This window comes from Ralstonia sp. AU12-08 (genome assembly GCF_000442475.1).
Taxonomy (GTDB): domain Bacteria; phylum Pseudomonadota; class Gammaproteobacteria; order Burkholderiales; family Burkholderiaceae; genus Ralstonia; species Ralstonia insidiosa.
In genome coordinates this window covers 44,472-56,611 of the sequence record NZ_ASZV01000056.1, presented here as the reverse complement: position 1 = coordinate 56,611, position 12,140 = coordinate 44,472, and the positions used below count along the sequence as shown (strand labels likewise).

Below are 12,140 nucleotides of genomic sequence, written 5' to 3'. Positions count from 1 at the left end.
CTTAACCCGGGGCGGTACTCAGAAATTGAGCCCGTTACCGGTGATCACCGGCATGTTGGTCCACACGCCGCGCGCATCGCGATACCAGCCGCCGGCTGCCAGCGCACCACCGTCCACGTGCAGCGTGGTGCCGCTGACCCAACCGGCCAGCGGGCTGGCCAGGAACAGCGCGGCACCGGCGGCGTCTTCCGGCGTGCCGAAGCGCCCGAGCGGAATCCACTGCGGCATCTGCGCCCGGTGTTCCGGCGCGATCATGACCGACAGCGGCAATTGCGCCGTCTCTGTCGATTCCGGCGCGATCAGGTTGACGCGAATGCCCACCGGCCCGAGTTCGAGCGCCAGGCTCTTGGTGAGTCCGCTCAAGGCGGCTTTGCAGGCTGCATACACGCTGCAATTAGGAATGGCGCGGAAGCCCTCGATGGACGACAGGCTGATGATGCTGCCGCCCGGCCCGTTGTGCCGCAGCAGCGGAATCATGGCGCGGGTGACCAGGAAGATCTGCTTCAGGTTGACGTCATACAGGCGCTGGATATCGCTGTCGGTATACGCCTCGAACGGCTTGGCGATCATCAGCGAATCGCCCACGTTGTTGATCAGCACATCCAGGCCGCCGAAGCGCTCGTCCACTGCTTTTGCAAGCTGGGCAACCTGATCGCCCTGTGTGACGTCGGCCTGCACGACCACGTGGTCGACATCGGCGGCATTGAGCCATGCGCGCACGTCGGCCGCGCGCTGTGGGTTGACTTCCACAACCGCCAGGCGTGCGCCCGCGCGTGAAAACGCCTCCACGATGGCGCGCCCGATGCCTGCGCCGCCGCCTGTCACGAGCACTGTCTTGCCTTTGAAATCGATCATGCCGTCTCCTGTTTTGAACTGCGTTGATTTTGCCGATTCTCGAATCCGGGTGCGGGCCTCACATCGTCTAACGGGACTATCGGACGCGCGGGTCAGGATTTTCCCAGGCGCGCAACGCGTGGTCCTTGCAGGAAGGGCCGCCCCTAGTCCGATGGGACGATGAACGCGGCGTGTGCTGCAAGTAAGGTCACTTTGCGCTGCCACCACAGGCGGCATACAGCCAACAATCAGGAGACGACATGTCCACAACAGGCTATAGGATCGAAGCCAAGCCGCTCGGCGATCGCTTTGCACGCGGTTGGCATTGTCTGGGCCTGGCAGCCGACTATCGCGATGGCAAGCCGCACACGCTCAATATTTTCGGTCGCCGTCTGGCGGCCTTCGCAGATTCCACGGGCCAGATCCGCGTCGTGGATTCGTTCTGCCCGCATATGGGTGGCGACCTCAGCACGGGCACCGTGCAAGGCGACGAACTGGTCTGCCCGTTCCACGGCTGGAAATGGGGCGGCGATGGTGCCTGCAAGGAGATTCCCTACTGCAAGCGCGTGCCGCTGAAGGCCCGCATCGGCAGCTGGACGACCAGCGAGCAGAACCACCTGCTGTTCATCTGGCATGACCCGGAAGGCAAGGCGCCGCCGCCCGAGGTAGCCATTCCGCGCATCGATGCGTGCTACTCCGACGAGTGGCACGACTGGGCGATCGACAAGATGGTGATCAACACCAACTGCCGTGAGTTGGTGGACAACATCTCGGATATGGCCCACTTCGACACGGTGCACGGCACCAAGTTGGATTACTTCGCCAACCTGTTCGAAGGGCACAAGGCCACCCAGTTGATGATCGGCTGCAGCAAGCGGCTGTCGGGCGAAGACCGCCTGACTGCGCTGTCCACCTATTTCGGGCCGGCCTATCACATCACCCAGATGACCGGCAGCGCGGGTGGCCAGCCGATCAATTCGATTCTGCTGAACTGCCACGTGCCGATCGACCAGAACAGCTTCGAGCTGCGCTACGGCGTGCTGGTCAAGCGCATTCCCAGCCTGCCGGAAGAGCAGAGCCAAGCCATTGCGCAGGCCTACGTGCAGCAGGCGCGCGAGGCCTTCTACGAAGACGTGTCGATCTGGGCCAGCAAGGCCCGCATCGACAATCCGGTCATGTGCGAGGCGGACGGCCCGATCTATCAGGCGCGCGAGTGGTACGGCCAGTTCTACGTGGATGCGGATGCCGTGACGCCCAACAGCGTGGCGCGCCGCGTGGTCGAGCTCAATCCGGGCGGTATCGAGCCGAGCGCGCTGCATCACGTGTTTGAAGCCTAACCTGCCAGACCAGTCACCGAGGGGAACGTCGTGTCTTCCACCAACCAGCCGCTCGTAGCGGTTGTCACAGGCGCCTCGCGTGGCGCTGGCAAGGGCATTGCCCTCGCGCTCGGCGCCGCTGGCGCCACCGTGTATGTCACCGGCCGTTCGCAGCAGGAAGGCGATGCCGCGCTGCCCGGCACCATCTGGGCAACCGCTGAGGAAATCGACAAGGCGGGCGGCAAGGGCATCGCCGTGCCGTGCGACCACAGCAACGATCGTGACGTCCAGACGCTGTTCGAGCGCGTGTCGCGCGAGCACGGCCGGTTGGACATCCTGGTCAACAACGCCACCTTCCTGCATGACGAACTGACCGTGCGCGGCGGGTTCTGGCAGAAGCCGCTCGAGATGGTCGACATCCTCAATGTCGGCCTGCGCTCGGGTTACGTGGCCAGCTGGTTTGCCGCGCCGTTGATGGTCAAGCAACGCCGTGGGCTGATCGCCTTCACCTCGTCGTTCGGTTCGAGCTGCTACATGCACGGGCCGGCATACGGCGCACAGAAGGTGGGCGTCGACAAGTTCGCCAAGGACATGGCCGTGGACCTGCGCGCCCACAACGTCGCAGCCGTGTCGATCTGGATGGGCATGCTCAAGACCGAGCGCAGCGCGCGTTCACTGGCAGCCGCCCCGGATCAGTACGCCGCATTTGCCGCGATGGCGGAGACGCCGGAGTTCACTGGCAAGGTCATTCACGCGCTGTATCGCGATCCGAAGCTCATGGACAAGTCGGGCCAGGTGCTGATCGGCGCAGAAGTCGCTCAGGAATACGGTATCCAGGATGCCGACGGCAAACAGCCGCCGTCCCACCGCGAGATGCTGGGCAGCCCGGCCCAGGCGCATCCGGCCATCGTTGATTGATCGACACCTCTTTGCTTGCGAGCGCGCTTCATGTCTGCTGAATTTTCTGTCACGCGTCCACACCGCTTGTCGGACGTTGCACGTTGGGACCTCGAAACGGATGTCATCGTGGTCGGCTTTGGGGCCGCGGGTGCCTGCGCCGCCATTGAGGCCGCACAGGCCGGCGCTGCCGTCACGCTGTTTGAGGTGGCTTCCGGCAGCGGCGGCACCAGCGCCTTGTCGGGCGGCGAAATCTACATGGGTGGCAGCGGCGGCACGCCTGCCCAGCGGCAAGCCGGCTTTACCGATGACACGGAAGACCTGTACCGCTATCTGCTGATGGCGGGCGGGCCCGATGCGGACGAGGCCAAGGTCCGTCTCTATGCCGACAACAGCCGTGCCCACTACGATTGGCTGGTCGAGCAGGGCGTGGTCTACAAGAACACCTTTGTGCCCGAGCGGATCATGGAGCCCGAGACGGACGACTGTCTGATCTGGTCGGGCAGCGAAGAGGCGTGGCCGTTTGTCGAAAGCGCAAAGCCGGCTCCCCGCGGTCACACGCCGCAATTCGTCGGCTGGGGCGGCGGGCGCATGCTGATGGACGTGCTGGCCGCGCGTGTCGACAAGCTGGGCGTGCACGTGCGCTACGACAGCCGCGTGCTGGCCCTAATTGCCGATGATGCCGGCGCTGTGCACGGCGTGGTCGTCCGCACCGATGGCCGCGTGCAGTACGCGCGTGCGCGCCGGGGTGTCGTGCTCTGCGCCGGCGGGTTCGCGATGAACCGCGACATGGTGCGGCGCCATGCCCCCAAGCTGCTGCGCGCCAGCGAGCCGATTGGCAGCCCAGGCGATGACGGCTCGGGCATCCTGATGGGCATGAGCGTGGGCGGCGCCGCGATCCACATGGACGAGGGGTTCACCACCCTGCCGTTCTACGCGCCCGAGTCGCTCATCAAAGGCATTTTCATCAATGAACGCGGCCAGCGTTTCATCAATGAGGACTGCTACCATGGCCGTACCGCGCACCACATCCTGCAGCAAGCCGGCGACCGCATCTACCTGTTGGTCGATAACGCGACTTACCAGCCGCCTCCCGAGTTCGCACGCATCGGCATTGCCGCAGCGGGTGAGACGTGGGAGGAAGTCGAGCATGACCTGGGCATGACGCCAGGCACGCTCACTGCCACGGTGGCGGTCTATAACCGTCATGCGAGCGAAGGTACCGATCCACTGTTCCATAAGGGGGCCAAGTGGCTCCAGCCGCTGATCGAACCCCCGTTCGTTGCACTGGATTGCCGCATCGACTACGCGTTCTATTCGTACTTCACGATGGGCGGGCTCGATACGTTGCCCACGGGGCAGGTGGTGACGGAAAAGCGCGTGCCCATTCCCGGCTTGTATGCCGCTGGGCGCACCGCGTGCGGGCTGCCGCGCTGGGGCGGTGGATACAGCTCGGGCATGTCCCTGGCGGATTCCACCTTCTTCGGTCGGCAAGCGGGGCGGCACGTTGCCGGTTCGCGTTCCAACTCCTAATCTTTGATTCGACGCCTCTGCGCGAAGGCCCAAGAGGACAACAGGACAAGAGGAAATCACGATGAAAGAATTCAACGACAAGGTAGTGCTCATCACGGGCGGGTCGACCGGCATCGGCCGCGCGGCTGCGACGGCTTTCGCCCGCGACGGCGCCAAGCTAGTGCTGGCCGATGTGAATGCCGAAGTGGGGGAAGCCTTTGCCGCCGAACTGCGCAAGGCCGGCAGCGATGCCCTGTTCGTGCGCACCGATGTGTCGCGCGCGGAAGACTGCGAGGCCATGGTGGCCCGCGCCCTGGAAACGTTCGGGCGGCTGGATGTGGCGTTCAACAACGCGGGCATTTCGGATGCACCGCAAACGGCCACGCCCGAGTATTCGCTCGATCTGTGGGAGAAGATCATCGGCATCAACCTGTCGGGCGTCTTCTACTGCATGCGCTACGAAATTCCGGCTCTGCTCAAGTCGGGCGGCGGCGCGATCATCAACACGTCGTCGGTGGCGGGGCAGATCGCATTCCCCGGCACGGCGGGCTACACGGCCAGCAAGCACGGTGTGGTGGGCCTGACCAAGGTGGTGGCCGCGGAATACGGCGCACGCGGCATCCGCTGCAACGCGCTGGCGCCGGGCATGATCGAAACGCCCATGACCAAAGCCGCGCTGGACTCCGACATGGCCCGCGCCGCGATGCTCCAGGGCATCCCGGCCAAGCGCTTCGGCAAGGCCGAGGAAATGGCCGACGTGGTCGTCTGGCTGGGCTCGTCGCGTGCCAGCTATGTCAACGGTGCCTATATCGCGGCCGACGGCGGTTACCTGATCCAGTAGGTTCGCGCCCGTCGCGGCGCATTCATTCAAGTTGTGTCTTCAAGCATTGGCCCCGTGTATGCGGGGCCTTTTTTCATGCCGCCGTCGGGCAACACCGCCTCGTAGTCTGTAAAGACGATTCGTCGCGCACGCGCAGAACGTAGCGTAGCGAAAACGCTGGTTGGTGATGACCAGCAAACAGGAGACGGATGAACATGACCCGGCTGAAAGGGAAAGTAGCATTGATTACCGGCGCCGGCCAAGGCGTGGGCCAAGGCATTGCCTATGCCCTGGCCGCCGAGGGCGCGCGCATTGCCGTGGTGGGGCGTACGGCAGGCAAGCTCGACGAGACGTGTGCCGAGATTCGTCGCCGTGGCGGCGAAGCGCAGCCCTTCGTGGCTGACGTGATGGTGAAAGACGACATCGAGCGCTGCGTCGCGCAGGTGGCGGAGCACTTCGGCGGCATCAACGTGCTCGTCAACAACGCGCAGGTGGTGCCGCTCGGGCGCCTGCTCGATGTGACGGACGAGGCGTTCATGCAGGGCATCGACTCGGGGCCGCTTGCCACGATGCGTTTGATGCGCGCGTGCTATCCGCACCTGCGCGGCGATGGTGCGGTGGTGAACTGTGTCTCGTCCGCAGCCGTGCGTTGGGACGCCTCGGGCTATGGCCACTACGCGGCGGTCAAGGAGGCGATCCGTTCGCTCACGCGCGCTGCAGCGTGCGAGTGGGGTGTGGATGGCATCCGCGTCAACGCCATTGCACCGCACGCCATGTCGCCAGGCATGGCCGGGTGGGTTGCCGAGCGGCCGGATGAGGCGGCCGCCTTCTTCAAGACCATTCCGCTGCAGCGCGTGGGCGACTGCGAGAAAGACATCGGCCGCGCCGTCGCCATGATTGTCAGCGCCGACGCGGGCTACCTGACCGGCGCGACGATCCCGCTCGATGGCGGCCAGGCGTATTGGGGATAAGCGGGGCTAAGCGCCTGCCATGGCGTGACGCTTCACGAAACGAATCACGAAACCAAATCAGAGGATAGAAACATGAATCGATTGCTCAACAAGGTCGCGATCGTGACCGGCGGCGCCCGCGGCATGGGCGCGCAGACGTGCCGGCTGTTCGTGCAGGAAGGTGCGCGCGTCGTCATCACGGATGTGCTGGAAGCCGAAGGCGAAGCGCTGGCGCGTGAGCTTGGGGATGCCGCGCGCTTTCGCAAGCTGGATGTGAGTGATGAATCCCAATGGGCCAGCCTGGTGGCGGAAACCGTGGAGGACTTCGGCCGCGTCGACGTGCTGGTGAACAACGCTGCGGTGCTGGCGTTCGGCAGCATCACCGAACTGTCGAAAGCCGCGTTCGAGCGTGTGGTCGCCATCAACTTGGTCGGCACGTTCCTCGGTATCCGCGCGGTGGCGCCGTTCATGAAGCAGCAGGGGGCCGGCTCCATCGTCGACATTTCGTCGGTGGACGGCTTGCGTGGCGTCAATGCGTTGGCCGCCTATGTGTCGAGCAAGTGGGGCGTGCGCGGGCTGACCAAGGCGGCGGCGCTGGAGCTGGGCCATCACGGTGTGCGGGTCAACTCGATTCACCCGGGTGGCGTGAATACGGTGATGTCCAACCCGACCGGCGCGCCGCTGGAGGAAGTCAACCAGGGCTACCGCCATGTGCCGGCGCAACGTGTCGGCGATCCTGACGAAGTCGCGCGTGCGACGCTGTTCCTCGCCAGCGACGAGGCCTCGTACTGTCACGGCAGCGAGCTGGCTGTGGATGGCGGCATGGCTGCAGGCAGCTACTACCCGGGCTTGCCCGGTTCGCCAATCTGAACGATCGGCAACGGCAGCGGAAGCTGCCTTCTGCACTGTGACGGGAGCAGCGGCCCAAGCAAACCCGGCCTCTCCGGGCGCCTGGTACGACCGCAACGGGCAGGAGAACGGTGACAAATGCGCCTGGACGTTCGGCGCGCCGCTGGTGATGTTCCGCAACGGCGTGCAGTGGAAGATCCAGGGCGAATGGTCGAATGCGGCGTACACCGCGGGCACCGGCTATCCGAGCGCGTCCGGACAGAGAGGGTGCCTGTCGGGTCTCTGATCTGCGACGCGCAGAACAGCGCCGGCCTGACGCCAAGTCTGGCCGGCGTTGTCATGTTCTCGCAGGCGGGCAGCTGATCTGCAGCTGCCGTGCCTCGACATCAACCAGCCACTGCCTGTTCGGCACCACTGACAATCTGCTCGAACGCGGAAAGATCCGGCGCAGCCATCACATCCCGAAAGCGCGCGTAGTTCCACGGCCAGCTGGCCGGCACGCCTTCGCCGTCGAGGTACCAGCTGTTGCAACCCGATGCGAAGATGGTGTTTTTGGCCGCTGCCAGGCGTGAGGCCTCGTAGGCATCGAGCGCTTCCTGCGTGGCGGCAATTTCCGAGCACTCACCGCTGCGCAGCAGATCCAGCAATTGCGCGATGTAGCCCCATTGCTTCTCGGCCACGTCGATCAGCGAGAAGTTGCCGACCGGGCTCGTCGGGCCGTTGAGCATGAAGAAGTTCGGGAACTCGGGCACGGAGATGGCCAGGTAGGCGTGCGGCCGCTTGGCCCACACGTCGTCCAGGCGGCGGCCGTCGCGGCCGACGATCTGCGTCGGGCGCATGAAGCGGTCCGCGTGGAAGCCGGTGGCCGTGACCAGCACATCGAGCTCGTGCAGCGTGCCGTCGCGCGTGAGGACGCCGTTGGCGGTGACGGTTTCGATGTCGTCGGTCACCAGCTCTGCGTTCGGGTGCTGAATCGCCTGGTAGTAGTCGGGCGAGAAGATCAGGCGCTTGCAGGCGGCGCGGTAGTTGGGGCGTAGCTTTTCGCGCAGCACGGGGTCTGGCACGCTGCGTTCGAGGTTGTCCAGCACGATCGCTTCGATCATGGCGATCTCAGGCGAGGATGCGTCCGCCACGGCCGTGGTGAAGCGCTCCACGTTTGCCACGTAGGTCTCGTCGTTCTGCATGCGCTTGAGCAGCGCCGGATCGTCGCGGAACGCTTGCTTCTGCTCTTCGGTGAACGTGGGGTTCTCCACCGGCATAATCCATTGCGCGGTGCGCTGGAAATGCTTGAGCTTGCCGGCACGGCCAGCCAGTGCCGACACCAGCTGCACGCCGGTCGAACCGTTGCCGATGATGCCGATGCGCTTGCCGTCCAGCGGCACGGCGTGGTCCCACCGTGCGCTGTGCAGCAGGTCGCCGGTGAAGTCTTTCAGGCCAGGAATGTTGGGCGTGCGGGGGTGGTGCAGCACGCCGGTGGCCGCGATCACCACGTCGGCTGTGTCGCGCAGGCCACTGGCCGTTTCAAGATGCCAGCGCCCGCCCTTGAACTCGCAGCGCTTAACTTCCTGATTGAAGCGGATCAGTTCGTCGATCTTGTACTTGCGGGTCGTCTGTTCGAAATAGCCTTGCACCTCTGCGCCCGGGGGCAGCTGGCGAGTCCATTCGGCATTCGGCTCGAACGAGTACGTATACGCGTGCGAGGGCACGTCGCAGGTCAGGCCTGGATACGTGTTCTCGCGCCACGTGCCACCCACGCGGGAGGCCTTTTCGTAGATGGTCACGTTCTTGTAGCCGGCTTCGAGCAGCTTGATGCCGCTCAAGATGCCCGACATGCCTGCGCCGAGTACGACGACCCGCAGGTCTTGATTGAGGTTGGGTTGCGTCATGATGGGTTGCATCCTTGTGGAGAGGGGCTCGGATCGCGATGGGGTCGAAGAGAGCCGGAGCTCGACGGTGCCAAATATGGCCGTCGGTGCAGTTGTGATGTCCGGAGCAGGCTACAAGGGGGTCATCCGTCATCGGAGGTGGCCCCAGCATGCCAGCGCGCGGCGGGGCCAACATCGCACGAATGCACTATGCGGATGTTCGGCACGCGTACAACGCTGGCTTTAACGATGCCTTCCACATGCATGTCATCGCAAGTGAGTGTCATCCCCGCGAAGGCGGGGACCCAATTGCGTCAACAGCGCTGGATTTTTTTCCTGCGCTGGACCGGCGGCAGTGTGCCGGCGGTGTCATGAAATGGAAGCGGCTCAATGGCCCGCAGACACTGCGCCGCCTGGCGCCGGACGCTTGAGCAGACACGCCAGCGGAATGCACAGCAGCAGCGCGACCGCCAGCAGATGGAATGCTTCGGAATACGTCATGACCATCGCCTCGCGCTGGATCTGCGCGGCCAACTGGCCCAGCGCCTGGAGCTGGGCATGGACAGCATCGCCGTGTTGCTCCACCAGGCCTTGTGCCGTGGCGGCCAGGTAGGCCTGACCGGTGGGTGAATTCCAGCTCAACGATTCACGAATCACGGCGTCGTGAAAGGCGTAGCGCCGGTCGATCAGCACCCCGAGCAGCGCCAGCCCGACCGAGCCGCCCAGATTGCGCGCCATGTTGTACAGCCCAACGGCATCACCGGCGTCTTCCTTGGCCGCGGCGCCCAGCGAGGCCTGGTTGAGCGGCATCATCGCCATCATCTGGCCGACGCCGCGCAGCAATTGGGAATCGATGAAATCCCCGCCGACCGACTGCGCCGTCAGCGCGACATCGAGCAGGCAACTGGCGCCAAAGCAGAGCAGCCCCGCAATCACCATGACACGCATGTCGATGCGGCCGAGCAGTTGCGGCAGGATCGGCGCCATCAGGAAGGCCGGAACGCCGTAGACGAGCATGATCGACCCCGACTGCTGGGCGTTGTACCCCGCAATGCCGGCAAGGAATTGCGGCAGCAGGTACGACATGCAGTACATGCCCGCGCCGATCGTGAAGACGATCACGATCACGCTGGCGTAGCGCGCGTTGCCCAGCAGGCGCAGCTTGACGATGGGCTTGCTGGCACGGAACTGGCCGGCCACCAGCAGGCCGATGCCCACGACGGCAATCACCCCGAGCCAGACGATCATCGGCGATTCGAACCACTGTTCGCGCTGGCCTTCTTCCAGCAGCACGGTCAGCGAGCTGAGCCCGATCGAGAGGCCGCTGATACCGAGCCAATCGGCACGGAAGAAGCCAGACCAATCCGTGCGCTCGTTCGGCAGGCCCACGCGCAACAGCACCATCAGCGCGATCGACACCGGCAAGTTGAGGAAGAAGCACCAGCTCCAGTCGAGGTTCTCCGTCAGCCAGCCGCCGACCGTTGGGCCCAGCATGGGCCCCAGCAGGACCGTGAGCCCGAAGATGGTCATGCCGATCGGCATCTGCCGCCGCGGCATGCGCGTGGCGACGATGGTCTGTGCGGTGGGGATCATGGCGCCGCCGGCGAAGCCCTGGCCGATGCGGCCGATGACCATCTGCGCGAGGCTGTGCGAGACGCCGCAGAGGATCGAGAACGCGATGAACAGCACGGCATTGCCGAGCAGAAACCGGCGCAGGCCGAAGACCCGCGTCAACCAGGCGGCGAGCGGAATCATGACGATTTCCGACATCAGGTAGCCGGTCGAGATCCAGGTGCCCTCGGTGCCAGTGGCCCCGATCTTGCCCTGGATCTGTGGCAGTGCCGAATTGGTGATCGAGATGTCGAGGCTCGCCATCAGCGCGCCAAGGGCGCCAGCTGCCACGGCAATCCAGTCGACCGCGCGAGCGCGCGGCTCCAACCCCTGCGGGTCAGACTTACCCACGCGAGGCTTCCTGGTCGATGCGCTCCCGCGCCGCCTGCGCGCCGCGCGTATCGACATGCACCGTGACCGACAGGCCGGGAACGAGCACGCTGCGCGCCTCCTTGCCGGCCTCCACGCGGATGCGCACCGGCACACGCTGAACGATCTTGGTGAAGTTGCCCGTGGCGTTCTGTGGCGGCAGCAGCGCGAACTGTGCGCCGGTGCCGGGCGACAGGCTCTGCACGGTGCCGTGCAGTTCCGTACCGCCGAGTGTGTCGACCAGAATACGTGCCGGCTGGCCGGGGCGCATCATGCCGATCTGCGTTTCCTTGAAATTGGCTTCGAGATAAAGGTCCTGCACCGGCACGAGCGTCAGCAGGCGCGAGCCGGGCTGCACGTACTGGCCGACGCGCACGGCGCGGTCGCCCACGCGGCCGGCGCTGGCGCTGCGGATGACGGTGTCGTGGATGTCGAACTGGGCTTGGCGCGCACTGGCTTGCGCCACTGCAAGCTGCGCCTTGGCCTGCTCAATCTGGGCCTGCGTGGCGACCACCTGGCGCTGCGTAGCCAGCAGGGCCGCGCGGTTGGATTCCACGTCGGCCGCGGCCTGCTTGCGACCGGAGCGCAGCTCGGCCATGCGTTCGCCGCTTTCTGCGCCAATGGCCACCAGCGGGGCATGGCGCTGCGTTTGTTCAACCACAAAGGCTTCGTGGGCGCGGGCGCCGTCGAGTGTTGCGCGGGCCCGATCCACCTCGGCCTGACGCTGCAGCAGCTCGGCCTCGCCACGGGTGATGTCGGCGCGGCGTGCGGCGATGGTTGCAGTGGCCTGCTCGAGGGCGGCCCGGTATTGGCGGTCATCCAGCCGCACCAGCGGCTGCCCGGCCATCACGGTCTGGTTGTCTGTGACGAGCACTTCGGCCACGTAGCCCGTGACCTTCGGCGCGATGATCACGTTGTCGGCGCGCAGGTAGGCATCGTCGGTGGTTTCAATGAAGCGCCCGACCATCCACCAGCGCAAGGCCCAGACGCAGGCCAGCACCAGCAGGCCGCTACCCAGCAGCACAAGCAGGAGAACCCGCCGGCGGGGGAGTTGCCCGCCTGCGGCGATGTCGGGTCCGATGGCCTCGCCGGCCGGTGCGGTCATGGACATGGAGGA

At 65.3% G+C, this 12,140-nt stretch carries 11 protein-coding genes; 7 read left to right on the top strand and 4 right to left on the bottom strand.

What is annotated here, in order from left to right; all coding sequences use genetic code 11:
* Window positions 1-18 precede the first annotated feature (18 nt).
* Window positions 19-855, bottom strand: coding sequence for an SDR family NAD(P)-dependent oxidoreductase (locus C404_RS57325; protein ID WP_021197679.1), 837 nt, complete (start codon window positions 853-855; stop codon window positions 19-21).
* 239 nt (window positions 856-1,094) lie between these two features.
* Between C404_RS57325 and C404_RS57320 the strand changes: the two genes are divergently transcribed.
* The 7 genes from C404_RS57320 to C404_RS59720 all read left to right on the top strand — a co-directional run bounded on the left by C404_RS57320 (window position 1,095) and on the right by C404_RS59720 (window position 7,464).
* Entirely contained in the window at window positions 1,095-2,171 is a 1,077-nt protein-coding gene (locus C404_RS57320; RefSeq protein WP_021197678.1) for a Rieske 2Fe-2S domain-containing protein, read from the top strand.
* A 30-nt stretch (window positions 2,172-2,201) separates the two neighbouring features.
* Window positions 2,202-3,068, top strand: coding sequence for an SDR family NAD(P)-dependent oxidoreductase (locus C404_RS57315; RefSeq protein WP_021197677.1), 867 nt, complete (start codon window positions 2,202-2,204; stop codon window positions 3,066-3,068).
* A 30-nt stretch (window positions 3,069-3,098) separates the two neighbouring features.
* Window positions 3,099-4,580, top strand: coding sequence for an FAD-dependent oxidoreductase (locus tag C404_RS57310; RefSeq protein ID WP_021197676.1), 1,482 nt, complete (start codon window positions 3,099-3,101; stop codon window positions 4,578-4,580).
* A 61-nt stretch (window positions 4,581-4,641) separates the two neighbouring features.
* Window positions 4,642-5,400 carry an SDR family NAD(P)-dependent oxidoreductase gene (locus tag C404_RS57305; RefSeq protein ID WP_021197675.1) on the top strand — a complete coding sequence of 253 codons (759 nt, stop codon included), beginning with the start codon at window positions 4,642-4,644 and terminating at the stop codon, window positions 5,398-5,400.
* A gap of 194 nt (window positions 5,401-5,594) precedes the next feature.
* A complete protein-coding gene (locus tag C404_RS57300) occupies window positions 5,595-6,350 on the top strand; it encodes an SDR family NAD(P)-dependent oxidoreductase (protein WP_031330250.1) in 756 nt (251 codons plus the stop codon).
* 72 nt (window positions 6,351-6,422) lie between these two features.
* Entirely contained in the window at window positions 6,423-7,199 is a 777-nt protein-coding gene (locus tag C404_RS57295; RefSeq protein ID WP_021197673.1) for a glucose 1-dehydrogenase, read from the top strand.
* 37 nt (window positions 7,200-7,236) lie between these two features.
* A complete protein-coding gene (locus C404_RS59720) occupies window positions 7,237-7,464 on the top strand; it encodes a hypothetical protein (RefSeq protein ID WP_064807154.1) in 228 nt (75 codons plus the stop codon).
* Between the two features lie 100 nt (window positions 7,465-7,564).
* Here C404_RS59720 and C404_RS57290 read toward each other — a convergent pair whose 3' ends face one another.
* From C404_RS57290 to C404_RS57280, 3 genes are all read right to left on the bottom strand, one after another.
* A complete protein-coding gene (locus C404_RS57290) occupies window positions 7,565-9,064 on the bottom strand; it encodes a flavin-containing monooxygenase (protein ID WP_021197672.1) in 1,500 nt (499 codons plus the stop codon).
* 366 nt (window positions 9,065-9,430) lie between these two features.
* Complete coding sequence (locus tag C404_RS57285; RefSeq protein ID WP_081659380.1) at window positions 9,431-11,062, bottom strand: DHA2 family efflux MFS transporter permease subunit; 1,632 nt, start codon at window positions 11,060-11,062, stop codon at window positions 9,431-9,433.
* Window positions 10,998-12,134, bottom strand: coding sequence for an HlyD family secretion protein (locus C404_RS57280; protein ID WP_021197670.1), 1,137 nt, complete (start codon window positions 12,132-12,134; stop codon window positions 10,998-11,000). The genes C404_RS57285 and C404_RS57280 overlap by 65 nt, the downstream gene beginning before the upstream one ends.
* Between the last annotated feature and the right edge of the window lie 6 nt (window positions 12,135-12,140).

Excerpts from the sequence above, each read along its gene's own strand:
- C404_RS57325 (WP_021197679.1), bottom strand. The coding sequence starts at position 855 with ATGATCGATTTCAAAGGCAAGACAGTGCTCGTGACAGGCGGCGGCGCA.
- C404_RS57320 (WP_021197678.1), top strand. The coding sequence starts at position 1,095 with ATGTCCACAACAGGCTATAGGATCGAAGCCAAGCCGCTCGGCGATCGC.
- C404_RS57310 (WP_021197676.1), top strand. The coding sequence starts at position 3,099 with ATGTCTGCTGAATTTTCTGTCACGCGTCCACACCGCTTGTCGGACGTT.
- C404_RS57305 (WP_021197675.1), top strand. The coding sequence starts at position 4,642 with ATGAAAGAATTCAACGACAAGGTAGTGCTCATCACGGGCGGGTCGACC.
- C404_RS57300 (WP_031330250.1), top strand. The coding sequence starts at position 5,595 with ATGACCCGGCTGAAAGGGAAAGTAGCATTGATTACCGGCGCCGGCCAA.
- C404_RS57295 (WP_021197673.1), top strand. The coding sequence starts at position 6,423 with ATGAATCGATTGCTCAACAAGGTCGCGATCGTGACCGGCGGCGCCCGC.
- C404_RS57290 (WP_021197672.1), bottom strand. The coding sequence starts at position 9,064 with ATGACGCAACCCAACCTCAATCAAGACCTGCGGGTCGTCGTACTCGGC.
- C404_RS57285 (WP_081659380.1), bottom strand. The coding sequence starts at position 11,062 with ATGTCGATACGCGCGGCGCGCAGGCGGCGCGGGAGCGCATCGACCAGG.
- C404_RS57280 (WP_021197670.1), bottom strand. The coding sequence starts at position 12,134 with ATGTCCATGACCGCACCGGCCGGCGAGGCCATCGGACCCGACATCGCC.